Source organism: Helicobacter macacae MIT 99-5501, assembly GCF_000507845.1.
Lineage (GTDB): Bacteria > Campylobacterota > Campylobacteria > Campylobacterales > Helicobacteraceae > Helicobacter_B > Helicobacter_B macacae.
Map to the genome: position 1 here is coordinate 1,590,006 of NZ_KI669454.1, position 23,960 is coordinate 1,613,965.

Here is a 23,960-nt window from a genome sequence, read left to right on the forward strand (position 1 = left end):
TATGCCATTTTCACGCTATTTTTTGCATTATTTTCTAAATTTTCTAAGGCGCATTTTGCTTGGCATTGATTTTGATATTTGCTAAAAATAAGCTAAAATTATAGCCACACTTCGCCAAAAAAACAAGCCAAGCAATTTATGCAAAACAAAAATTGTAAAGCAAAATCTTAAATGCTTAAAATCCCAAACGCTTCAAGGAAAAATATGCAAAACCTACCACACACTTCACAAAATTTTTATACTTCCCAAAATCTCCACACTTCACAAAATGGGCATTCTCCACAGCGACACCTTATCCAAACAAACGATTTAAGCAAGGACGAAGTAGAGCGGATTTTAGCAAGGGCTAGGGAGTTTTTGCCGTTTTTGGATTCTACTTTTGGTGCGACAGGTGATTTTGGTAAGGCAAGTGATTCTAGCGCGACAATCAAGGATAGCACGACAAATGCAACAAAAAAAGCGGCTTTAAAGTCATTTTCACAAGACAGACTGCCACAAACACTGCTTGGCAAAAATATCATCACCATTTTTTTTGAAAATTCCACTCGCACGCTTAGTAGCTTTGAGTGTGCGATAAAAAACTTAGGTGGCGCGGTTACTAGGCTAGATGTTTCCCGCTCCTCCACGACAAAGGGCGAAACCATAAGCGACACCGCAGCAAATCTAAATGCGATGAGCCCCGATGCGATAATTATCCGTCATCAAAGCTCTGGTGCGCCTGTGCATCTAAAAAAATCCGTATCTTGCCCTATCATCAATGGTGGCGATGGAGCGCACGCCCATCCCACGCAAGCATTGCTTGATTTGCTCACACTCAAGCAATGCTTTGGCGAAAATCTAGAGGGCAAAAAGATAGGAATCGTAGGCGATATAAAATCCTCTCGTGTAGCAAATAGCAATATTGAGCTACTAAGTCGTTATGGCGTGGATTTGACACTTATCGCACCACCTCATTTTCTAGGCAATCACAACCTAAAAAGCACGCACAACCTAAAAGAAGCACTGCAAGACTTAGATGCTATCATTTCGTTGCGCACGCAGACAGAGCGACATAGCAAGCAAAACTACGGCTCGCTAAAAGACTACGCGCACGATTTTTGCCTCACACGAAATCTAATAGGCGACAAAGACATAGTCATAATGCACCCCGGCCCCGTGCATCACAACATAGACATAGAAGATGAGCTACTAAAAGATTCTCGCTGTAAAGTGCTAAAGCAAGTCCGCAATGGCGTGGCTGTGCGAATGGCAGTAATGGAGTTTTTTATCCTAGAACTAAAGGGCATAAATGCAAAAACAGCTTAAAATCGGGCTTATCGGTGTGGGCGTGGTAGGTAGCGCAGTAGCCAAAATCTTGCAACAAAACAAAGACATCATCACCGCTCGCACAGGCGTAGAAATCGTAGTAAAAAAAGGAATCGTGCGAGATATAAAAAAGCACAAAAACGCTACTATCCCGCTTAGCCAAAGTGTAGATGAAGTGCTATATGATAATGAAATCGATGTCATTGTCGAGCTTATGGGCGGGGTAGAAAAAGCCTACAACATAGCAAAAATCGCCCTAAGCCAAAACAAGGCTTTCGTAACGGCAAATAAAGCAATGCTTGCCTATCATCGCTATGAGCTAGAGCAAATGGCAAAAACTCCTATCGGCTTTGAAGCAAGCGTATGCGGGGGAATCCCTATCATAAAAGCCCTAAAAGACGGGCTAAGTGCCAACCATATCTTAGCCATTCGCGCAATCCTAAATGGCACTAGCAACTATATCCTAAGCAAAATGTGCAATGAGGGGTGGGACTTCTCTAGCGCACTTAAAAAAGCCCAAAATCTAGGCTATGCAGAAGCTGACCCCACACTTGATATAAACGGCACAGATGCTGCACACAAACTTTTGATACTAGCAAGCCTTGCCTATGGGATAGATTCTCGCCCTGAAGAGATTCTAATAGAGGGGATAGAAACCCTCTCAAGTGAAGATATTGAGTTTGCACGCGAGTTTGGCTACACCATAAAGCTACTTGGCATAGCCAAAAAGCGTGGCGATAGTATTGAGCTTAGAATCCACCCTGCGATGATACACTCCCAAATGCCACTAGCGAAAGTCGATGGCGTGATGAATGCTATCTCTGTGGTAGGCGATAGTGTGGGAGAGAGTGTGTATTATGGTGCTGGAGCTGGAGGGGAAGCCACTGCTAGCTCTGTGATAAGTGATTTAATCGAAATCGCAAGGGGCAAAATGCCACAAGGCGGACAAATGCTAGGATTTCACACCTCACAGCCACTTAGCATAATCCCAAAAGAGCAGATTCAAAGTAGCTACTATGTGCGGATTTTGGCTGTGGATACTTATGGTGTGCTAGAAAAAATCGCCGCCGTGCTTAGTCGCAACCATATCTCAATAAGCACATTTTTGCAAAAGCCTAGCCAAGAAAGTAAAACCCCCGCAAACTCCACAAGCAATGACAAAAACCAAAAAGCCAAAATCTTGCTATCCACACACACCACGACAGAATCAGCTATCCAAAATGCTTTGTGTGAGCTAGAAGCCCTAGAAGTTGTGCTTGCTAAGCCTATTATTATACGAATAGAGGAGGCATAAGCCCAAAAATCTGCTACAATGGCAAGACTAATGGTAAGATTTCTTGCAATGCAAACAAGTCCTAAGATTTCTTATGCCAAATCTTATAGCAAATCGTAGGGCGATTCTAGCTTAAGGAGTGGAAATGCAGCCAAAACACACTATCTGCACTCACGCACAATCTCACACAAAGCACGACCAAAAACCTGCAAAATCTAAAAAGACACAATCCCACATAACTTCTTTTATCGCATTTTTTTGCCTAACCCTCATCGCTTCAGTGATATTTAGCGGGTGTGGCAAAATGAGCGGACTTGATTATGAAAAGTTTGAAAGAATTATGGCGGAAGATTCTAAAAAGTCAAAAAAATCCCGTCCTACTTCGTTTGGCAAAATCCGCTCTCAACACATCAAAGAAAACAAACCAAAAAGACGCGCTAAAGCAAGGCAAGAGAGGCAACAAGAAAGGCAAATGGCTGATTTAAGTCAATTTAGCTTTAGCTCTTCTTATGCTAGTCCCACTACCAATGAAGCAAATGCAATGCTACTAAATCCTTTCTCTTCCTCAAGCACTTTTACCCTCCCACAAGGGCTTAGCCCATACTATGCAGAAGTCATCGAAGATGAAATGCTACCCTTTCCACTAGAGCGCAAAAAGCCTGCGAGATACAAGCCAACTTCCCATAGCGAGCTAGTATCGCTTGTGCAAAATGAGAGCATAAGGCTTAGCGAGATTGACACAAGCAAAATCACTGATATGGGGTTTTTGTTTGCGTGCAATGATGCGTTTTTGACTTGTAGGGAGGATTTTAGGGGGATTGAGCGGTGGGATACAAGCAAGGTAGTAGATATGGAATCAATGTTTGATGGAAATCCCTTTTTTAACGCTGATATTAGCTCGTGGAATGTATCCAAAGTGCGCAATATGTCAAAAATGTTTTACAACGCTAGTAAATTCAATCAATCACTTAGCAGATGGGGGGATAAAATCCGCAGAGACACCAAAAAACACAGTATGTTTCTAGGCTCTAAGCTAGAATCAAACCCACCAAGGTGGTATTACAGACGATAGAGCTTAAGTCGCACTAACAAATCTAGCAAGTAAATACACCCAAAATATCAGCGCAAATGCCAACATTGCAAAGTAGATTTTCCTAGAAAAAATCGAGCCAAAGCTCAAAGCCACATAACAAAGAGTAAAAGGCACTGATAAATAATAATCAATACTTGGAATCTGCAAATCCACCACCATATCTAGCCATTTATCACAAACCCCACCAAGCCCAAAAATATGTAGCACAATCATCAGTGGAAACGCCACTACAAAAGCCAAACTAACAGGAATGCTAACGAGCTGATAAGGCGAAAAATAAGGGAAAAAATAATGCACCAAAGGCGTAATGCTAAAAAATATCACAACATTAAACGCCACCCAATACCACACAAAATTCCATACACTAGGCAATTTAGGGCAATACTTAACAAACAAAAATATATAAAACACTCCTGCCATTGAGAGAATAAAGCCTATATTAAACGCAGCACTTGGAAATAGCGCGACACAAATAGCCCCTACCAAGCCCAAAAGTTTAAAATTCACAATCTCTAGCCCCCAAAAAAGTAGCAAAAATCCCAAAATCCCCATAACAAGCGCACGCAAAAAAGAGGGAGTAAAATCTAACAACACCAAGTAGCCACACATAAATAACAAAATCACTCCACCCAAATCATAGAGCTCGTTGCGATAGCTAAAATATCTATTTTGCAAAAAACGATATGGCAGCACAAAAAGCCCAAACAAAAACGCGCTAAGCACACCCAAATGAAATCCACTAATAGCGATGATATGAGCTAGCCCTAGCTTGTTTGCCACTTCCCTCCACTGCTTAGCCAAACTATCAGCAAAAAATAGCGCACCAAAAAGACTAGCTTGAATTTGGCTTTGGTGCTGGGAAGCAAAGTATTGCTTTAGCGGTGCGCTAAATTCTCTCTTTGGCATTAGCGAAATAGAAAAAGCGATAAAAAAGCAGCTTCTAAAATACTCCACAAAGCCACACCTTTTATCGACTTTGCCATACACGCGCACAAATCGCCCTTGCAAGTCTTTTAGATTTTCTTTTGAAGTGATATAAAAAATATGCCCACTAGATTCTAGCTTCATCACGGTGTAAGGCTTATTTGGCTTATCTGGCTTGATTTTTTTGTATTGGAGTAGGACTTGGGCTTTTATCTCTTGCGGCGTGTCAAAGGGTAAGTTTGTGTAGCTGTGGTATTCATAGCCTATCTTTACCAAACAAAGCAAGGCAAGGCACAAAAGCGCGACACACCACTGTTTAGCACCCTCGATGAGTGGAATTTGATAGGGGGAGAATTTTACTTTTTGTGCCATAAATGCGTAAGAATCACCTTTTATTATTTTTTAGATTTTAGGCTTGCTTAGTGTTGCCTGTGGCTTGGCTTTGCTTGACTTTGCTAATAAAAGATTTAGTGCAAGTTTTTGGTAGGCTTATTTGGGCTACAGTGCGTCTAAAAATATCGCTCCATCAATGTGAGATAACGCTAGGGATTCTATCTCTTGCTCACTTTGAATGACAGCCAAAATCTTAGAATCAAAAAGATAAGAATCCGCAATATTTTGGCAAACTTTTGCTAAGCTATGTGAGGGGCTACAATCCTTTCCTAAGCCAAACTCACTCATTCTCAAACCTTTTTTACTCGCTCCCAAATCTTTCTCGATAGCTCTTAAATCCTGCAAACCCGCTTCTTTAGGATTTTCCAAACTAGGCAAACTAAAATCCACCACCCTAAAATCAACTATTAAGTATTTTGGCATATATTGCGCACTTAAAATGCACTCCTTGATATTTCCTATCATCACGGCAAAATCTATTTTATTGCTAGCGCAAAATTTACTTAATGTAAATTCTCTATCCTCACTAGCACCAAACCAAAAAACCCTACCCCGTGCGCTCCGCACTTCATCGCCCTCACTTAAGCGCAAATCCCGCTCCAAATCACTTAGCGAAGTGATATGCCTAAAAATTTCGCTTGGGATATGTGGGTGTCCTATGAGTATCATAAGCTACCTTATTTTTGGCTTAGTGATAGCTCTAAGCACTCTTTGGAGCAAAAATGCACTCCCCTGTGGCTAAAGCTATCTTGCGTATCTATGTATGTCCCGCATTGCTTGCAGGGTATCATTTGATTTTGTGTTTCATTTTGTGCTTTATGCTCTGCATAGTTTCTTGCTTGATTGTTTGAGCTAAAATGCCCTAGTGCCTTTCGTATCGCATTTATCACAAACCCCACAAGCAGAGCAAAAAGCCCTACGATAATTAAACCTTTTAGCATTTTTTTTCCTTATGTTAGTTGAGATTTTTGGCAAATATAGAGATAAATCCGCTCGCTATTATAGCTATTTGCACAGCCAAAATTTAAATTTTTCGCCAAATCTCTAGCGCAAACCCTAAGCATATCATATCCCAAATCGCTAAAATCGCCACTTTGTGAGCCTTTGAAAAATAGCCAATGCCCATTTGGCTCTAAAATCTCTTGTGTGGCTAAAATGAGAGATTTACTATCCATAAGTGCTCGCGAAGTGATAAGCTCAAAATCTCGTGCTTTTTTTGCGCTAGATTTTGCTAGATTCTCTTGCGTGGCTACTAGAGATTGTATGCGGGATTTGTGGATATGGAGATTTTCTAGCCCTAGCTTTGTAGCGATAAATGAAAGAAAAGCAACCCTTTTTGCGCGTGGCTCGCATAGATGAAAATCCACTTTTGGACGCGCTAGTGCCATAACAAGCGCAGGAAACCCCGCTCCAGAGCCCACATCTAGACAACTAGAAAAAGGCGAGATAAACGCAAAAGGCAGAAGCGAATCAATGATATTTTCCTCCACTTGAGAGATTTTCTTTGCCCCACTAAGATTGTGCGTGGCATTCCACACAAGCAGATTTTGACAAAAATCTTTTGCCCTCTCTAAAGCACACTCTTGCGTGGTGTCTTGCAAAATCTGTGGGGCGGATTCTAGTAGTTTTTTTAATTTTTGCATTTTTATTACTTTTTTGGATTTTATTGTGCGGATAAAAATCTATTAGCCTTGCTAGTCTTGTGGCTTTACAAAATCAGCATTGCATCGCCATAGGAGTAGAATCGATATTTTTGTGCTATCGCTTCATTATAGATTTTGCGCCACTCATCTAGCCCCACCATAGAAGCTACAAGCATTATGAGGGTGGATTTTGGCAGATGAAAATTAGTAAGCAAAAAATCCGTCTTTATAGGTGGATTTTGCGGGTGCAAAAATATATCGCACTGCGTTTGAAAATCGCTTGCAACTTCGCTTGTAAAGTCATTTGTGAAATCGCTTGATAAATGTTGTGATTTTTGCGTGGTTTTTAGCTTTGTCAAAGCCCTCGCATAGCACTCCACACTACGCATAGATGAGCTTCCCACACACAAAATCTTACTAGCATTTTTTATCGCTTTTTGCGTTTTTGGTGGGATACTTAGCCATTCTTTGTGCATATTGTGTAAGCGAATATCCTCGCTTACCACAGGGGCAAATGTCCCCGCACCTATGTGAAGTGTAAGCGTAGCAGTGGGGAAGCGCAAATATAGCTCTTTAAGCATAGATTTTGAGAAATGCAGCGAAGCCGTAGGAGCGGCGATAGAGCCATTTTGTGTGGCAAATACGGTTTGATATTCGCTCTCATCTAGTGAGCTATCCTCGCGCTTTATGTAGGGAGGCAGCGGGATATGCCCGATAGTTTCTAGCATTTTTATGATTTCATATTGAGCGCATTGCCTTTGTCGATAAAAAAATGCGATGACTTTATAGCCACTTGGAAGAGTGGCAAGCACTCTAGCTTCATAGCCCTTTTCTAGGGCGATTATGTCGCCATTTTTTAGCTTGCCTTTTGTCTGACATAGTGAGCAAAAATCCACCTTAGATTGCGACAAAATCTCTGCTAGATTTTTATCTTGTGATATTTCTTGCAAAACCTCATCTTTGCTGATAAAACGATGAAAAAGAATCTCTCTTTTCCCACCACTTGATTGATTTTGTGATTTATTGTTTGCTTTGTCGTTTTTAGAGAGTGGATTTTGGGCAGTGATTTTGCCTAGCCTTGTGCCATAGATTCTAGCTTTTAGCACACGCGTATCATTTAGGATAATAGTCGTGCTAGGCGGGATAAATTTAAATAGATTCTTAAAACTGCTATGCGTGATTTTTTTGCTCGCTCGCTCATAGATAAGTAGCCTCGCACTCTCTCTTGGGCTAGCAGGGTAGCTAGCGATAAGCTCGCTTGGCAAATCATACTCATAGCTTTGTAGCGCGTAAGAATCCATTTTTAGAATAATCCATTTTTTGCATTGTCAGTTTTTATCTGTCTTGGCAGAATCTTTTTTGCCTTGTGAAAAATTGTGGGTAGATTTTTTTGCGGGCTTTTTTGGCTTTTGAGCGGGATTGGTAAAGTAGGCAATGATAATAGCAAGCCCATATAGCCCTACAAGTGGGATTGCCATTAGTAGCTGTGAGAATGGGTCTGGAGGCGTGATGATAGCAGCGATGATAAAAATCAGCACTACGGCGTATTTAAAGAAATTTTTTAGGCTTTCATCAGTGATAAGCCCCACGCGTGCTAGAAAGTAAGCAAGCACAGGTAGCTCAAATGCCACACCAAACCCAAGCACAATGCGGATAAAAAATCCCACATAACTTTCAATAGATATATTTGCTGCAAACATATCATTTCCAAACATCAAAATATACTTAATCATAAAAGGAAACACAATATAGTAGGCAAATGCCGCACCTAGCGCAAACATAGCACTACCAAAAAACACAAATGGCAAGATGATTTTTTTTTCTTTTTTATACAATCCCGGTGCGACAAAAAGCCAAATCTGCCAAAAAATAACAGGCGTAGAAATCACAAGTGCTGCCAAAAATGAAATACTCATCGCAGAAAAAATCCCCTCTAGTGGGGTAAGCTGCATCAAAGTCCCCTTGATATTATCGCTAAATGCACGCTCAATGGGGGATTTTACAAACTCAAATATGGACTTCCAAAAGCTAAAGCACACAATAAACGCCACCAAAATCATAGCGGTAGAGATGACAAGTCGCTTGCGCAAATCCTGTATATGTGGCTTTAAATCTTCAAACATTCTAGCACGGCCTTATGGTAGAGTATTTTTTAGCTATTGTGGTTAGCTGTCTTTGTGCTAGATTTTTGTGTAGCATTATATCGCCCCTATCATCGTTTTTGATTTTACGCTAGGCTTTTTGGTGGATTTGCCACTTTGGCTTATGCTAGTTTTTGTCGTAGTTTTTGTGGTAGGCTTTTGGGTGGTAGATTTGGAGGATTTTGCTATATTTTTTGAGACAGATTTTGTGGTTGTTTTTGTAGTAGACTTTGGAGTGGATTTGGTGGAGGATTTTGGGCTAGATTTTTTGTTTTTTATTGGTGTTTGTTTTTTTGCGCTTGGTAGTGCGCTATACTCTCCGAAGAGAGAATCACTAGCTCCCACATTTCTACCCAAATCCCCCAACTCATCTTGGAATCTATCTTTTACACCCTCTAGCTCGTTTATTTCTTGCTTTATCTCTTTGATTTCTTGTAGATTCCCCAAATCTATATCTTTTGTGATAGAATCCACCTGCGTTTCAAATTGAGATTTTATCCCCTCTACTTCGCTTACAAGTTTGCTTATCTCTAGCTCTTTATCAAGTGTGTCTTTTGCTTCGTTTATGCTTCTTTTTAGCGCACGAAAAAACTTCACAAAATCCACAATCGCTTGTGGCAGTTTATCAGGTCCTAGAAAAATCACCGCCACAACTAAGATAATGAGAATCTCAAAAAAGCCGATTCCAAACATTTGTATAAATCTTTTTAGGTTTTGGGAGGATTTTGCTTTAGTAGCAGGCAAAGAGATTTCGCCACTAGCGCAAAAAACACAAACACACAAAACACGATAAGTGCTAGCAAGGCAGAGAAAAACGGCTCATCAAACACTATATCAAATATCAAATACCCCATAAACGCACCCAAAATCCCAAGCCCAAAAAAAAGCCCGCAAAAAAACTCTAAAATTCTAGGCAAAAATGCTTCAAAACTCCCAAAAAAAGACATTATCGACACTCTAAATCAACTAAAAGTTTGCTTCAAGGTATCGCCTATGCGTGCCCCTCATCGACTACGACTGCGCCAGCCAAATACACATAAGTCAAAATCATAAATACAAATGCTTGCAACACAGCCATAAAAAGCAAAATCGCAAAAGGCACAACAGGCACAAGATATGGCACAAGCATAAGCATAACAAGCAAAAACATATCATCACCCTTGATATTTCCAAAAAGACGGAAAGAAAGCGAAATAATACGAGATAGATGAGAGATGATTTCGATAGGAAACATAAGTGGGGCTAGCCATTTGACAGGTCCCATAAAGTGCGCAAAATAGTGGATAACACCCTGTGTGCGAATCCCCTCAAAGTGATAATAAAAAAACACAATCAATGCTAGCACAAGCGTGAAATCCCACGCAGAAGTAGGAGCTTCAAAGCCCGGAATCATACCGATAATATTGCAATAAAACACATAAAATCCTATCGTGCCAGCAAGTGGAAAGTATTTGCGTGCTTTTTCCTCACCGATGACATCTTTTGCCATATAGAGCATTCCGCTTATGGCAGCTTCGTGGAGATTTTGCAAAAAGTTTGGAATCACGCTCATTTTGCGCGTGGCTAGTTTTGCCACCGCCACGGTTACGACAGCACAAACGATAGTGTAAAAAGCGATGATGAAGTGGTGGTCAGTGCTAAAAAGACTTGCAATGGTAAAAAGTCGGTTTTCCATTTGGGTTTCCTTTTGTGTGGATTATGGAGTAGTTATGCAAATTTACAAAGCGTTTGGCAGTATTTTGCCCAAACTTTGTTAAGTAGCAGATTAAATCTGCATATTTTTTCGCAAATTTTGCAAAATCTACACATTTTTTAAAATTTTTACAAAAAGTCATAATTCATTTACTAAACATTCAGGGGGGGGGGGGTAGCATTCTCTTTATGCCCTTAAACTTCAAAATCACAAATCAGGGTAAATTTGCCAAATTTAAGGAGAATCAAATGGCAACAAACAGCATTAGCAAAACTAAAAGCAAAGTCCTTACTCGCACTTTTGGTGCACTTAGCTTGGCTTTATTAGGTTTAGGAAGTGGCATAGCAAGTGCCGAAGAAAGCGCAGTCTTTGCAGGGGTAGAGGTAGGATATGCCGCAAGTGCGTTTGAAAACAAAATAACAGTAAGCGCGACAGGATTCAATCAATCTCAAAGTGCAAAATATAGCGGAGATGGCGTGAAATATGGGCTAGTCGTGGGATATAAGCAGTTTTTTACCCCACATTTTGGTTTGCGCTACTATGCAAATGTTTCTTTGCATCACGCCGAGCTAAAATCAAACACCGTAGCAAGAGATTATGGCTGGAAAACAAAAGTCAATGGAACGCTTATAAATTACGGAGGAAATATCGATGCGTTGGTAAATTTTGTCGCAAATGACGCACTAGATTTTGGTGCATTTCTAGGTGTGGGTGTAGGTGGAATGACTTGGATGGGCAAAGATTTGGATGACCACGAGGACTATGCCCAATCATTGAACTCCGCTTGGAGTCTAACAAGCACAGGACTAGATGTCGCCCTAAATGCAGGAGTGCGGTTAGGAGTGGGGGATAGGCACGGATTTGAGCTAGTCGCACGCATACCGTTTATAAAAACAACTCTACTAGATGAAAGTGGTAGTGGCGTCATTCAAGGAGCGCAAGTAAATGCCAAACTCGTCAATTATTTATCGCATACTTATGCGATAACCGCACGATATACTTTTAGTTTTTAGGTATTTTTTGTGGGTTTATTTACTAGATTTTTATCTAGTTTGATTTATAGTGATTAGAATCTTATATAAATCTAATCACTATATGAAGTGGCTCATAGATAAAAAAGTGTGTTTTTATCTATGAGCCACTTTGTCTGCTTTAACCGATACGCTTCTCTCGCGTGCTTTAATCGTGCTTTGCTTACGGTTTCAAAATAGTGAGCAAAGCACGATTTTAGCAAAATCTAGCGCATAAAAACTAAAGCGTATTAAACAAATCTGTGCTTAGGTATCGCTCTGCGGTGTCATTAAGCACGGTTAGGATAGTTTTATCGCTGTGTGTTCTTGCGATTTGGAGTGCTGCACTCACATTTGCACCGCTGGAGATTCCGACCATTATGCCGATTTTGCCTAGCTTTTGTGCCATAGCGATAGCATCATCATTTTCTACACACATTATTTCATCAATAACGGTGCGATTTAAGATTTCTGGGATAAAGTTCGCCCCAATGCCTTGAATCTTGTGCCCGCCTGCTTGCCCTTTGCTAAGCAGTGGTGAGGCAGCTGGCTCTACACCTATGATTTTTACGCTTGGATTTTTTTCTTTGAGCACTTCGCCCACGCCACTTATCGTCCCGCCTGTGCCAAAGCCCGCTACAAAGTAGTCCAAATCCGCCCCAAAGCTATCCCAAATCTCTACTGCGGTAGTTCTTTTGTGCATTTCTTTGTTGGCAAGGTTGCTAAATTGGCTTGGCATAAAGGAGTTTGGCGTATTTGCCACAATCTCATTTGCCTTATTAAGCGCACCTTACCTCTTATGATTACTTCGTTCGTTTTTTTTAGCCATATTTTTAGCCGCTAATTGACAAGTTGTTGTTTTTTTTTTTTTTTTGATATAGTTTTGGTTTTATCCTAGAAAATTTATCTTAGCAAGTGAGGAAACGCAAATACAAATTAAGTCAAAATCACACAAACAATTTATCTTAAAGATTGAGGGGCAAGGCGAGTATTTGCAAAACGCTAAGTGGGCGTGGATAAGTAGTGTAAAAGGATTTGATGAAAGCAAAAAAAAAATGCAAAAATTGCTTTAAGCCAAGAAAAGATGTCTTGCTAGGCTTTCACAAAAAAGTCAAAATAGGCGAGGATTATCCATTTGAAGCTGATAGTGAGCAAATGCCTATAAATCCAAAAATCAACGGACATAATGGCGAAGTGCCACATTACTTGTGTATTGATTCTACAAACGGCAAGGATTATTTGCATATAGGGTTTATCTATGATGAGGGTAACAAGAAAGGAGTTAAAGGGAAATTTATGGGACAAACTATCACCATAAAAAACGCTAGAAAACTTGATTTTGATTTTGGCAAAGATAGTGAGATAGGCAATAAAGCGCGAGAAAAATACGCGGATTTTGACAATCCAAATACAAAGAAAGAATGCAAAGCCACAGAATGTAGAAACTTTTGGTTTGGAGCATATTTCTTTGGCGATAGAATCTAAAATTTTTGATTTTTGCTAAAAATCTACAAATCCTAATTGCTAGCCAAAAATCAAACAAGCGCGTCTAGCACGATAAATCCAAGCAATATAAATCCCAAATAGCCGTTGGTTACAAAAAATGCTTTTGGGATATTGGCAAAATCCTTGCTTACCAAATACTGCTCATAGCACAGCATAATCGCACTTATGCCAATTCCTACAAATCCAAACGCCCCAAGCCCTGCACTCATACCAAACCACACCCACGCCAAAACCGCAAATATATGAAACACTCTTGAAAAAATAAGCGCACCCCTCACCCCAAAGCGCGATGGCACAGAAAAAAGCCCTTCTCTTTTATCCACTTCAATATCTTGCAAAGAATACAAAATGTCAAACCCAGCCACCCAAAAAGCCACCCCCACAGCCAAAATCACACTCCAAGCACTTATCTCGCCAGACACGGCGATGACACCAGCTATGGGGGCTAATCCTAGAGAGATACCTAGCACCAAGTGCGCCAAAGAGCTAAATCGCTTCATCAAACTATATCCACCCAAAATCAGCAAAAAAGGCACGCTAAGAGCAAATGCCAAATGGTTGATAAAATAGCTCGTAGCAATAAATCCAAGCGCATTTATCGCACAAAAAATAGCGATAGAAAAGCTAGAGATTCTGCCATCTACACTTGGGCGTGAGGTGGTGCGTGGATTTAGCGCATCTATCTTTCTATCACAAAAGCGATTAAACCCCATAGCGAAGTTTCGCGCAGTGATGAGGGCTAGAGCACAAAGGCAAAATGTCTTAGTCCCCACCCAAATGCTACCATTACTCTCCACACTCGCCACACACATAGCTATCAAAATAAAAGACGCGCTAAAAATCGTATGCTTAAACGCCACTAGCTCACTAAAGTGCGCGATTTTTGAAGCAAGGATTTGAAGCGGGGGGAAACTAGCAATACTTTCACTAGGACTAGATTGTGCGCTAGCTTGAGCTTTGGTAGAGTGTGCTAGACACTCTTTATTAGAATCCTTACTAAAATCCCCGCCAAAATCCACACTAGAATCTACCTCGCAAAAATTACAAGGATTTTCCACACAAGAATCTTTTTTGGGGTTTTCACCACGATTTCGTCCAAAATTTTTAGAATCCATATTATCTTGTGTATTTTTTTTCATTTTCACCACTCAAAAATAGTTTTTACCTTTTTTAATTCTGCATAAGGGATGCGCACGCTAGATTGCTCTAGCTCAAACTCTACACCCTCTTCATCAGCACCCAAAATAATGGCTTCTAGCTCGTTTTTATCAATAGTTCGCACAAGCACCTTTGTCCCCACAGATAGCATAAAATGTCTTGGTATCTTTAGCACTCTCTCTAGCCCGGGAGAGCTTACTTCCAAATGATATGCGTCTTTTATAAAATCTTTGACATCTAAAAAAGGCGAGATAATCTCACTTACCTTTGTGCATAGCTCAAGTGTGGTGCTGCCTTTGCTTGCCATAATGCTAATGCGTAAAATCAACACTTCATTTTCGCGCACAAGTGCTATGTCATAAAGCTCACACTCACAAGAGTGTATGAGTGATTCTAGCTCGCTTTGAATCTCTCTATCTAGCTCATAGCTTAGTTTGTGCTTCATCTTTTGCCTTTGTCAGTAAATCTTGCCTAGACTATTTGGAATCTTGCGCGATTTTGGCAAAGATTTGCTCTAGATTTTGCGCTACTTCTAGGCTATCATCAAAGCTAAATTGTAGATTTGGGCACTTAAACCACCCACTAGCATTTAGCACATATTCTTTTAAGATTCCCTTTGCCCTCTCAAGAGTTTTTAAAATCTCTTTTTTTTCTTTTTCATCATTTGTGTTGGCTTGGATATAGACTTGGGCATTATACTTGCCTTTAGAGCAACGCACAGCCGTGATATTTAGCGAGTTTATACGCGAGTCTTGCAACTGCGATAGTGCTTCTATAAGTAGCTCTTGGAGGAGGGATTGGGTGCGCTCTAGGTGGATAGACATTTACACTGCTTTATGCTTCTTGGCTTTAATACTTCTTGCTATTTTTTAAGTCCTAAATTCTCTGCCAAACTAAATCTTTTGCGCTTTTTTGACTTGGATAAATGTCTCAAACACATCGCCCACCTTAATGTCATTGTAGTTTTCAAGCATTATGCCACACTCATAGCCCTTTGCCACTTCTTTGGCATCATCTTTAAACCGCTTTAGGCTTGCAATCGCGCCTGTGTGCACCACTACGCCATCACGGATAAGTCTAACCCCAATCCCACGCTTGATACTACCATCTGTAACCATACAACCAGCGATAACGCCCACCTTGCTAATACTAAATGTCTCACGCACTTCGGCTTGCCCTGTGTTTTCCTCCTCAATAAGTGGGCTCATAAGTCCAGATATTAGGGCTTTGACATCATCTAGCAAATCATAAATCACCGAATAAGTCTTAATCTCCACTCCAAGTTCTTTCGCGCTTGTTTTTACGATTCCTGTAGGACGCAGTCCAAACCCCAAAATCAGTGAATTTTCACTAGCACTTGCTAGCTCGACATCGCTTTGGGTTATGCCACCTACACCAAAATTTATCACATTTACTTGGACTTCATCATTATTTAGCTTCTCTACGCTAGCTTTTATCGCCTCTAGGCTACCTTGTGTATCGGCTTTGATGATGAGTGGGATAGTCTTTAGCTGTCCTTTTGCAACCATTTCGCTTAGCTCCTCAAAAGAAACTTTTGTAGATTTGCTAAGCTCTTTTTGTCGCAGATATATGGCTAGTTTTTGGGCTTTTTCTCTTGCAGTTGTATCGCTTTGCTCGACAAATAGCTTGCTTCCAGCACTTGGCACTTCAGATAGCCCCGCGATAGAAGCCACGCTTGAAGGCTCTAGCTTATCAATACTCTCGCCTCTATCATTTACCATAGAGCGCACGCGTCCATACGCTGTGCCCGCATACACAGGGTCGCCCACCTTTAGCGTGCCTTGCTTGATGATAACACTCGCCACAGGTCCTCGCCCTTTTTGGATACTTCCCTCTAGCACGATAGCTTGAGTAGGAGCGTTATACGCAGCTTTTAGCTCCAAAATCTCTGCGTGCAACAAAATCGATTCTAGCAGATTTTCTAGCCCCTCGCCACTTTTTGCTGAAATGGGCAAAAACTCATACTCCCCACCCCAATCTTGCGACATAAAACCTAGCTCCGCGCACTCACTTTTTAGTTTATCTGGGTTTGCATTTTCTTTGTCCATCTTATTCATAGCAATGATGATTTCTACACCTGCGGCTTTTGCGTGATTTAGGGCTTCTATGGTTTGTTGCTTCACGCCATCATCAGCTGCGATTACGATTATAGCAATGTCAGTTACTTGCGCTCCTCGCGCTCGCATTTGGCTAAACGCTTCGTGGCCGGGAGTGTCTATGAAACTAATTAGCTTGCCATTTTTTTCTACCATATACGCGCCGATATGCTGTGTGATACCGCCCGCTTCTGCGCTTGCTATGCGTGAATTTCGTATCGCATCAAGTAATGAAGTTTTTCCGTGGTCTACGTGCCCCATTATCGTTACCACAGGAGGACGAGGCGATAGCTCACTTTCATCAAAGCTAGATTCTCCATCTTGGGACAGAGCCTCCTCGCTTTGGATAGATACCTCTATCTTAAACTCTTCGGCCAAAATCTCAATAGCATCTTTGTCTAAAAAGTCATTTTTTGTCGCCATAAGTCCCAAGCCAAAAAGCACTTTGATGACTTCTGTGAGTGGTCGTCCTGCCGCTTCAGCAAACTCATATACACGCACTTCTTCGGGGATAACTATCGCGCTTTTTGCACTCAAACTAGATTCTACTTGTTGTTTTGGTGGTTTTTTGCGCCTTGAGCGAGAGATAGAGCGCGTCTCATTTAGCCACGGATTTTTGCGCTGCACTCGCACTCTATCAGTGATGATTTGCCTAACCTCGTTTTCTTTGTCCTCATCGCGTATTTCGCGCTCATTTAAGTCAAAAAGCACGATTTCATCTTGCTCATCATCAAAATCTTTTGAACTTATTTCCCTGCTTGTGATTTGAAGTTTTTGCTCACCCTCTCGGTGCGTAGCTGCGACTTTTTTTGGCTTTTTGGGCTTGCGAATAAGTGGCTCTTCATCTTTCATTTCTTTATCTAGCATATCGTGCAAAGATGGTGCATAAGCCTTTTGTCTAGGTGTCTGTGGAGCTGGCTTGGGTGTAGAATCTGCTTGGGGAGTTTTTTTGACGATACGAATGCCTGTGCTTCGCTGGATAAGCGTAGAATCTTTGTCTATGTCTGGTTTGTCATTTGTAGCTTGCTGTGGCAAAACTTGTGTCTGTGTGCTATCATCTGCTTCATCTTGTTTGGAGGCTTCTTTAGATTCTTTTGTTGCTTTTGCTTCTTTTTGTGTAGTGGATTTTGTAGATTTTTTAGGAGAAGTTTTTGTAGCATCTTTAGATTCTTGCTCTGCTTCTTTTTTAGAATCTTTAGTTTTTTTAGCAGTTGGTTTTTTTGGTTTATCACTATCCTCTTTATCGCTTTTTTTAGCTTGACTTGTCTTGGTAGAATCTTTTGATTTTGTCGTGCTTTTTGTGGTAGATTTTGCGGGTTTTGGAGCGGGCATTTTATTTACACCCGTGAGGACATATTCTGAAATATAGCCTGCGATTTCGACATCTACCGAGCTTGTTACATTATGCACCTTTAAGCCCATCTCTTTGGCTTTTGCGACAACCTCTTCTGGTTTTCTTGCGATGTCTTGTGCGATTTCTGATAGTTTTACTTTGATAGCCATTCTTGTGCAATCTCCTGAATTTCTCCTAGATTTTGAGGCAATGCCCTAATAGCTTTTGCAAATCCCTTTTTAAGCTGCTTTTCATCTGCTAGGCACTCTTGCAAGCATTTTTTGCAAAAATAAAAGCTTTTTCCTTTTTTTTCGCCCTTTTTGCCTTTTTTGTTTGTGTCATCTTTTTTAGTCGCATATCTCTGTGGAGTATAGGGCTTGATGATTTTTTGTGTGTCGTTTTTAGATTCTACCAAAAACCGATACAACTCCGCTTGAGCAAACCTCCCGCGACAGCATACACACATTCGGATAGATTTTGCGCTAGCATATTTGCTAAAAGGGGACATTTATATTTCTTTATGCAAGTAAATTTGGCGGGTATTTTAGCATTAAATTCCCTAAAATACCATAAAACTTTAGCCTTTTTAGATTTTGATTTTAGTTTTGGCATATTTACTTTTTATAAAGTTTGTCCTATACAATACGCACACTTAAAAATAGTATACCAAGTCTTAAAATCCAAAAACACACCAAAGAAAAAACCAAACGCAAGGGAAAAAAATGCAAAACTCAAAAAAGATAGATAGCACCGCACAAAAAAAATCTAGCAAAATCTTTGACTTCAAAATCTTGGCATTATCTAGCCTGCTAGCCACAAGTGCAAACGCCCTAGAAATCCCTGATATAAAAATCGACACCAAAGGCACGCTAGGTGCAGTAGGCGCAGCAGATTTTGCCTCAAGCAATAGCCATATAGGCGTTATGGCAAAAATCGGCGCGACTTTTTCGCTAGAAAATGGCTTTGTGTGGGGGATAGGCGCAATAGGTGGCTGGACTCCTTGGGTGCAAAGAGAGGCGACTGTCATCTATGCTAGCTCGGGCGATGCTGCGCAAGCCTACATAGGCTATGAAAACAGCCTTGTGTCATTTTTTGCAGGGCGATTTGACAATGAGTTTGCAAAATTTGAATGGCTTGGTGGAAATGTGCAAGGACTATCTTTGCGCTTTAAGACTTATGAGGAGACAATGTCTTATTGGCTTACTTATGCCAACTCTTACCTTTATAATGGAGTGCAAAAAGATGATGTGCAAGGTGAGAGAATCGCAGCAAATCTAGGCTCGCTAATAAGCTACAACACAGGCTCACGCAAAAATGAGCTAGTAGGTGGCGAAATAGTGGCTGGTGGGGTAGACTTTGATTACAAGGGTGTGCTACTAAAACCCTTTGTGCTATTTAACACAAAAGTGCAAAACAGCTTTTTGCTTCAGGGTGGAATCAAAGCAGGGCTAAATCTACCTATCGGGCAGAGTGGATTATTTTCTTATACGACTTTGCGTGCTATGTATCAGTATTGGGACATTGCTCAAGGTGGTGCAGCTAGCTCGGTGCTTGTGTGGGGCGATGAGGCGATGAGTATCAAAAACTTCAACTTCGGTGGAGGTGTAGTGTGGATAATGGGAAATAGAAATAACCGCATTTATGCTCTAAGTGATTCTAGCAGATTTTATGGTAGGTCGTTTTTTGGTAATGGTATTGCACCCTATCTACAAGGCTCATCGCTATATGGCTATGTATTTGGCGGTATTGATTTGCAAGAAAAAATCGGTGCAAGGCTTGATGTGATGATAAGTTTTGGGACTTATACGGAGTATAGCATTATGAGTGATTTCGCGCTATGGAAGCGTGAGGCTATGAGACTAAGTGCGGGCGTGGGCTATGCCTATATGGATGCTAACAACTTCGGGAAAGGCAACTCGCTAAGGGCATTTGTGCGCTTTGCTTATTAGTTTGCCACCAAATCTACTTATAGCCTTTTAGCTGAAATAGCACGATACTACACAAGCAGACTATCACTCCAGCGATATATCCCAGCACGCAAAAAAGCCCTAAATCCATAAGCACGACAATCCCCACTGCTAGCACCAAATACGCTAGCACACGATACAGCCCAAAAGATAGCTCCACTCCTAAGATAAAGCGCGAAACAGGGCTAGGTTTTGGCTCTTCATCATCTTGCGCGGAATCTTGTGTGGAGAGAGGTTTTCTATCTGTGGATTCTTTGGACTCTTTAGATTCTTTAGATTCAAGGTTAGCTTTTTTTAGTTTATTCTTCATCGCATAAAACGAACTAAGCACGACTAAAAACGCACTCACTTGAGCGACAAAAAAACTTATAGCATAGCCAAATCCTAGCACAAAATGCACCCCCAAAGCTAGAGCGATATTTATGCCAATAAGCGTGCTAAGGCATTTAAAGCAGGGCTTTAAACTCTGTGAGGATTCTTGGGTGTTATTGGTGTAGCTAGTGTGGCTAGTATGATTGGTGTCATTTGTGTCTTGGTGGTTTTGCGACATTTTTGTCCTTTTTGCGTGGCTTATACTTTGCTTATGCTTTTTGTAGTTTGGTGGCTTATGTGTAGATTTTTAGCATTAGAATTCTAGCGCAAAATTTTACTAGATTTTAGTATAATGCAAAAATCTTAAAAAACCCTGCAAAATAACAAATGGCAAAATCACAAACGCCAAAATCAAAGATTCCCAAACTACAAGGCAAAGTATGCGACTTTCTCACACTAACTTTTCACATTTTTTTTGGCAGATTTTTGCCACATTTGCACTTTTTGTGGTGCTTTTTTCTAGCGCAGCTCACTCTGCAGAATCAAACATTGTAGAGATTATGCAAAAGCTACAATATGATAGCGACTTAATCCAAAAAGGGTTTAGCCTAAATCGCTTCGAGCTAGTGAGAGAGGGAATCACGCGACACAAAGTGGATTTTGACGCGCTAAGGAGGTTTAATATCGAAGTCTTTTTGACAAAAAATAATCTAAATTACGCGCCGATTATTTACTCATTTATCAACAATATCGTAGAAGAGCGCACAAGCCTAGAATATTTCCTAAGCAAAAACCAAAAAATGAAAGCCTATGAAGCATTTCAAAAAATCAATCATCGGTGTATGCAGTGCCACGCACTCACTCGCGGGTGGAGCAAATAAACAAATAAAAAATGAGAAAATGCTAAACTCGTAAGAATCTAAAAAGAGGGAAAAGTCTAAGGTGCTTTTTACAAAAAGTTTTCAGAGTTTTTCAAAGAAGTAAAAAAAACAGAGGCAAAAAGAAGCAAAAAATGGTGGAGTCGTGGGGAGTTGAACCCCAGTCCAAAACTCACCTCCAAATCAAGAGAATCTACATGCTTTCATAGGTTTAGATTTCTTGTGTGGCTAAAACCTAAAAACCCTCACACAAAAAGCTTTATAAGTCTTTGCTTAAAATCCTAAAGCAAGATTGCAAGCGCAACTAGCAGAAGTTACGATTATTTCTAGCGAGCTAGTATAGCTAGGATAATCGGCTCGAAATTAGTTAAGCTTACGCGACTTTTGCGTAGGCTGGAGCGAATTTTGTGTTGTTTGCGTTTATTGCAAGTGGGAGTTTTACAGCCTCCCGCGCTGACATGCACTCAAGGGAAGAGAATCCTGTCGAAGCCAAGTCGACCCCAAAAACCCGAGCGTGATAAAGCCAAAACTGCGGGTAAAAAGAAAAACACAAATCGCCAAAATTTTGTATAATTTAATTTTTGTGCAACTTGAGAATCCCACACAAGCACAAAAAAGCACAAATAATCTAGCGACTTGAAAGTGCGGATTTTAGCACCACATACATAAATTTTAGCTTAAAAGCAAAATCTAAACCACAAAAACTACGCAAAAATAGCTTTTAGGCAATACAAACCAAACAACACAACAAATATAAATAAATCCTTATTTGCCAAACTTTAGCAAAGTTCTACGATTTTTTGCTACACTTTTGGTTTGAAATATCCACCAAATTAGTTTTAAAGACAACATTTAATCAACGCGTTTTAATGCGTTTGCAAAATCTGCAAGAATCAACCAAAATATAAACCTAGCAAACAAACCGTATCAGACACAAAATCAAATCAAACTTCCCAAAAGGACGCGCAAATGGCAGATTCTAGGCTATTTTTATTTACTAGCGCACTCATCGGCATAGGGGTGGTAATGAGCTATTCGCTATCTAGCTATCCCGTGCTAGCATATCATTATAGCGAGCTACACTTCGTGCAAAGGGAGTTTGCAAGTGCGGTTATGGGGATTTTGCTTATGTGGGCTTTGGCTCAATGCAAACCAAACACCTTTTTTCTCAAATTTGGATTTTTGCTATTTTTTGTGGCGTTTTTTTTGATGATTGTTATGCCATTTTTGCCCGAGAGTATGGCGACTTCTGCAGGCGGGGCGAAGCGGTGGATTCGCTTGCCACTTATCTCTATCGCACCTAGCGAGTTTTTTAAGATAGGATTTGTGTTTTTTTTGGCGTGGAGTTTTTCGCGCAAATTTGCCTCAAACCAAAACCGAAATATTTTCCAAGAAATCTTAGTAGTTTTGCCCTATATTGCGGTGTTTGTGCTAGTGGTTATGGTGCTTGCGGTTATGCAAAATGACTTAGGGCAAGTAGTCTTGCTAGCCCTCACGCTAACCATAATGCTAATCGCAGCGGGCGGAAGCTCGGGGCTTTTTGGGGTGTTGCTTTTGGTAAGTGGGAGTTTGGCAAGCCTTTTTATCGCCACTTCAGAGCATAGAATCAATCGCTTAAAATCGTGGTATGCAAATGCCCAAGATTCTATACTGCCACTATTGCCACACCGCTTTGCTGATTATTTGCGCGTAGAAAACCTGCCAGAGCCTTACCAAATCTACCACGCTACCAATGCCCTATATAATGGCGGAATCTTTGGCACAGGACTTGGAAATGGAATCATAAAGCTAGGTTTTTTAAGCGAAGTGCATACTGATATGGTGCTAGCTGGCATAGGCGAGGAGCTAGGGCTAGTAGGGCTTAGTGTGTGTGTGTTACTCATCATCTACATAGTCTATCGCATACTAAAAATCGCAAATCGCGTCCAAAACGATGTGCATTATCTTTTTTGTGTGGGCATTGCTATGCTTATCGGGCTTAGCTTCCTTATAAACGCGCTTGGTGTGGCAGGGCTTATCCCGCTTAAAGGCATTGCCGTGCCTTTCCTTAGCTATGGTGGTAGCTCTATGCTAGCAAACTGCCTAGCAATCGGGCTTGTGCTAAGCCTCTCCCAAGTAGCCCAATACCCTAAACACTAGATTTTGCTTATACCACAAAGCCGATAAATGCACTCCAAGCACTTTTCGCATTTGCCCGACTTATCAGGCTTGTCAAATTCACAAGACTTGCCACACTCACTGCACCTCCCACGCCCACTACCCTTGCCACCAAAGATTTTTGCCATTGTCGCGCCTACTGCAAGTGGCAAAAGCACTCTTGCTATAAGCCTTGCTAGCAAGCTAAAAATGCGGATTTTCTCATTTGATTCTCTAAGCATTTATAAGCATATCTCTATCGCTTCAGCAAAGCCTAGCAAAGAGGATTTAGCCAAAATCAAGCACTATGGCATAGATGAGCTAGAGCCTAGAGAGCATTGCAGTGCAGGTGTGTTTATGAGGATTTTTACGCGTGCACTAGAGGACATAGCAGCCAAATCAACAAAACAAACAAGCAATGACACTAGCGATACTAACGGGCTTATCCTAGTGGGTGGAAGCGGATTTTATCTGCATAGCATTATGCAGGGACTATCCCAGCAAGATTTTACGCTTAGCGATGAGATTTGCCAAAAAATCTCTACACTAGAAAATCCTTACGCATTTCTAAAATCTATTGATGAGATTTCAGCAAAATCTATCCACCCAAACGATACTTACAGGTTGCAAAAACTGCTATGTATTTACTTCGCAAGTGGTATGCCACCAAGTGAGTATTTTTCCACGCATAAAAAAACTCCGCTTTTGTCAAATATCCCTATCTACGCCATAGACACGCCAAAAGATGAGCTAAATGAGCGCATAAGCAAGCGCACAAACTCAATGATAGAAAGCGGGCTAGTGCGCGAAGCAAAATGGCTTTTAGATACTTATGGAAGTGAGATTCAGCCATTTAAAGCTATCGGGCTAAAAGAATGCCTCCGAGATTTTACAAACAGCATTGATTTGAGCGATAAGCAAAATCTACAAAATCTAGCACAAAATATCGCCACACACACAAGGCAGCTTGCCAAGCGACAGCGCACTTTTAACCGCTCAAAGTTTCCTAGTGCGATTTGCTTGCCCTATCATAGACTAGAAGAGAAAATTTTGCAAGATTTTTCTTAAAAAAAAATAT

Annotated in this window: 23 protein-coding genes, 1 other RNA gene and 2 pseudogenes; 9 read left to right on the forward strand and 17 right to left on the reverse strand. The window is 40.8% G+C overall.

The annotated features are described in order from the left end of the window. Nucleotides 1-204: 204 nt before the first annotated feature. The 3 genes from HMPREF2086_RS07095 (at nt 205) to HMPREF2086_RS10905 (ending at nt 3,650) form a co-directional block, all read left to right on the forward strand. Nucleotides 205-1,305, forward strand: a complete 1,101-nt coding sequence (locus HMPREF2086_RS07095; RefSeq protein ID WP_023928105.1) for an aspartate carbamoyltransferase catalytic subunit — start codon at nt 205-207, stop codon at nt 1,303-1,305. Next, nucleotides 1,289-2,599, forward strand: coding sequence for a homoserine dehydrogenase (locus HMPREF2086_RS07100; protein ID WP_023928106.1), 1,311 nt, complete (start codon nt 1,289-1,291; stop codon nt 2,597-2,599). Before HMPREF2086_RS07095 ends, HMPREF2086_RS07100 begins: the two co-directional genes overlap by 17 nt. 124 nt (nt 2,600-2,723) lie before the next feature. Continuing rightward, the gene (locus HMPREF2086_RS10905; protein ID WP_023928107.1) at nt 2,724-3,650 is read left to right on the forward strand and encodes a BspA family leucine-rich repeat surface protein; all 927 of its coding nucleotides are present in this window, start codon (nt 2,724-2,726) and stop codon (nt 3,648-3,650) included. 3 nt (nt 3,651-3,653) lie between these two features. Here HMPREF2086_RS10905 and HMPREF2086_RS07110 read toward each other — a convergent pair whose 3' ends face one another. The 9 genes and pseudogenes from HMPREF2086_RS07110 to HMPREF2086_RS07150 all read right to left on the reverse strand — a co-directional run bounded on the left by HMPREF2086_RS07110 (nt 3,654) and on the right by HMPREF2086_RS07150 (nt 10,447). After that, complete coding sequence (locus HMPREF2086_RS07110; protein WP_023928108.1) at nt 3,654-4,967, reverse strand: ComEC/Rec2 family competence protein; 1,314 nt, start codon at nt 4,965-4,967, stop codon at nt 3,654-3,656. A gap of 126 nt (nt 4,968-5,093) precedes the next feature. Beyond that, nucleotides 5,094-5,657, reverse strand: coding sequence for a hypothetical protein (locus HMPREF2086_RS07115; protein ID WP_023928109.1), 564 nt, complete (start codon nt 5,655-5,657; stop codon nt 5,094-5,096). Nucleotides 5,658-5,665: 8 nt separating this feature from the next. After that, nucleotides 5,666-5,929, reverse strand: a complete 264-nt coding sequence (locus HMPREF2086_RS07120; protein WP_023928110.1) for a PP0621 family protein — start codon at nt 5,927-5,929, stop codon at nt 5,666-5,668. Between the two features lie 9 nt (nt 5,930-5,938). After that, nucleotides 5,939-6,631, reverse strand: coding sequence for a 16S rRNA (guanine(527)-N(7))-methyltransferase RsmG (rsmG, locus tag HMPREF2086_RS07125; RefSeq protein ID WP_023928111.1), 693 nt, complete (start codon nt 6,629-6,631; stop codon nt 5,939-5,941). A gap of 65 nt (nt 6,632-6,696) precedes the next feature. Further along, nucleotides 6,697-7,932 (reverse strand): tRNA preQ1(34) S-adenosylmethionine ribosyltransferase-isomerase QueA, encoded by a 1,236-nt coding sequence (gene queA, locus HMPREF2086_RS07130; protein WP_023928112.1) that lies wholly within the window; start codon nt 7,930-7,932, stop codon nt 6,697-6,699. Between the two features lie 27 nt (nt 7,933-7,959). Then, nucleotides 7,960-8,754 (reverse strand): twin-arginine translocase subunit TatC, encoded by a 795-nt coding sequence (gene tatC / locus HMPREF2086_RS07135; RefSeq protein ID WP_023928113.1) that lies wholly within the window; start codon nt 8,752-8,754, stop codon nt 7,960-7,962. Between the two features lie 542 nt (nt 8,755-9,296). After that, nucleotides 9,297-9,465, reverse strand: a pseudogene (gene tatB / locus HMPREF2086_RS12535) (Sec-independent protein translocase protein TatB); the annotation flags it as partial. Nucleotides 9,466-9,479: 14 nt separating this feature from the next. Next, on the reverse strand, nt 9,480-9,719 hold the full coding sequence (locus tag HMPREF2086_RS07145; protein WP_023928115.1) for a hypothetical protein: 240 nt from the start codon (nt 9,717-9,719) through the stop codon (nt 9,480-9,482). A 44-nt stretch (nt 9,720-9,763) separates the two neighbouring features. Further along, nucleotides 9,764-10,447, reverse strand: a complete 684-nt coding sequence (locus HMPREF2086_RS07150; protein WP_023928116.1) for a F0F1 ATP synthase subunit A — start codon at nt 10,445-10,447, stop codon at nt 9,764-9,766. 266 nt (nt 10,448-10,713) lie between these two features. Between HMPREF2086_RS07150 and HMPREF2086_RS07160 the strand changes: the two genes are divergently transcribed. Then, nucleotides 10,714-11,478 carry an outer membrane beta-barrel protein gene (locus HMPREF2086_RS07160; protein ID WP_023928117.1) on the forward strand — a complete coding sequence of 255 codons (765 nt, stop codon included), beginning with the start codon at nt 10,714-10,716 and terminating at the stop codon, nt 11,476-11,478. Between the two features lie 238 nt (nt 11,479-11,716). On the opposite strand, the pseudogene HMPREF2086_RS07165 reads toward HMPREF2086_RS07160, so the two are convergent. Beyond that, nucleotides 11,717-12,265 (reverse strand): annotated as a pseudogene (locus HMPREF2086_RS07165) (pyridoxal-phosphate dependent enzyme); the annotation flags it as partial. Between the two features lie 248 nt (nt 12,266-12,513). Here HMPREF2086_RS07165 and HMPREF2086_RS07170 point away from each other — a divergent pair. Continuing rightward, nucleotides 12,514-12,960, forward strand: coding sequence for a hypothetical protein (locus HMPREF2086_RS07170; RefSeq protein WP_023928119.1), 447 nt, complete (start codon nt 12,514-12,516; stop codon nt 12,958-12,960). 50 nt (nt 12,961-13,010) lie between these two features. On the opposite strand, the gene mqnP is transcribed toward HMPREF2086_RS07170, so the two are convergent. The 5 genes from mqnP to HMPREF2086_RS07195 form a co-directional block, all read right to left on the reverse strand. Then, complete coding sequence (gene mqnP, locus HMPREF2086_RS07175) at nt 13,011-13,901, reverse strand: menaquinone biosynthesis prenyltransferase MqnP (RefSeq protein WP_051397673.1); 891 nt, start codon at nt 13,899-13,901, stop codon at nt 13,011-13,013. A gap of 221 nt (nt 13,902-14,122) precedes the next feature. Beyond that, nucleotides 14,123-14,584 (reverse strand): ribosome maturation factor RimP, encoded by a 462-nt coding sequence (locus tag HMPREF2086_RS07180; protein WP_023928121.1) that lies wholly within the window; start codon nt 14,582-14,584, stop codon nt 14,123-14,125. A 31-nt stretch (nt 14,585-14,615) separates the two neighbouring features. After that, nucleotides 14,616-14,963, reverse strand: a complete 348-nt coding sequence (rbfA, locus tag HMPREF2086_RS07185) for a 30S ribosome-binding factor RbfA (RefSeq protein WP_023928122.1) — start codon at nt 14,961-14,963, stop codon at nt 14,616-14,618. Nucleotides 14,964-15,032: 69 nt separating this feature from the next. After that, complete coding sequence (gene infB / locus HMPREF2086_RS07190; RefSeq protein WP_023928123.1) at nt 15,033-17,759, reverse strand: translation initiation factor IF-2; 2,727 nt, start codon at nt 17,757-17,759, stop codon at nt 15,033-15,035. Next, entirely contained in the window at nt 17,744-18,097 is a 354-nt protein-coding gene (locus HMPREF2086_RS07195) for a DUF448 domain-containing protein (protein ID WP_023928124.1), read from the reverse strand. Before HMPREF2086_RS07195 ends, infB begins: the two co-directional genes overlap by 16 nt. A 214-nt stretch (nt 18,098-18,311) precedes the next feature. Here HMPREF2086_RS07195 and HMPREF2086_RS07200 point away from each other — a divergent pair, with 214 nt between their 5' ends. Further along, the gene (locus HMPREF2086_RS07200) at nt 18,312-19,538 is read left to right on the forward strand and encodes a hypothetical protein (protein ID WP_023928125.1); all 1,227 of its coding nucleotides are present in this window, start codon (nt 18,312-18,314) and stop codon (nt 19,536-19,538) included. 13 nt (nt 19,539-19,551) lie between these two features. Here the strand turns inward: HMPREF2086_RS07200 and HMPREF2086_RS07205 are convergent, their stop codons facing one another. Beyond that, nucleotides 19,552-20,106 carry a hypothetical protein gene (locus HMPREF2086_RS07205; RefSeq protein ID WP_023928126.1) on the reverse strand — a complete coding sequence of 185 codons (555 nt, stop codon included), beginning with the start codon at nt 20,104-20,106 and terminating at the stop codon, nt 19,552-19,554. Nucleotides 20,107-20,308: 202 nt separating this feature from the next. Between HMPREF2086_RS07205 and HMPREF2086_RS07210 the strand changes: the two genes are divergently transcribed. Continuing rightward, entirely contained in the window at nt 20,309-20,749 is a 441-nt protein-coding gene (locus tag HMPREF2086_RS07210; protein WP_023928127.1) for a hypothetical protein, read from the forward strand. 132 nt (nt 20,750-20,881) lie between these two features. Here the strand turns inward: HMPREF2086_RS07210 and ssrA are convergent. Beyond that, nucleotides 20,882-21,248, reverse strand: a transfer-messenger RNA (tmRNA) gene (gene ssrA, locus HMPREF2086_RS11200). Nucleotides 21,249-21,715: 467 nt separating this feature from the next. Here ssrA and HMPREF2086_RS07215 point away from each other — a divergent pair. Beyond that, nucleotides 21,716-22,885 (forward strand): FtsW/RodA/SpoVE family cell cycle protein, encoded by a 1,170-nt coding sequence (locus HMPREF2086_RS07215; RefSeq protein WP_023928128.1) that lies wholly within the window; start codon nt 21,716-21,718, stop codon nt 22,883-22,885. Between the two features lie 27 nt (nt 22,886-22,912). Then, nucleotides 22,913-23,950: a tRNA (adenosine(37)-N6)-dimethylallyltransferase MiaA gene (miaA, locus tag HMPREF2086_RS07220; protein ID WP_023928129.1), complete on the forward strand. Its 1,038-nt coding sequence runs from the start codon at nt 22,913-22,915 to the stop codon at nt 23,948-23,950. Nucleotides 23,951-23,960 lie beyond the last annotated feature (10 nt).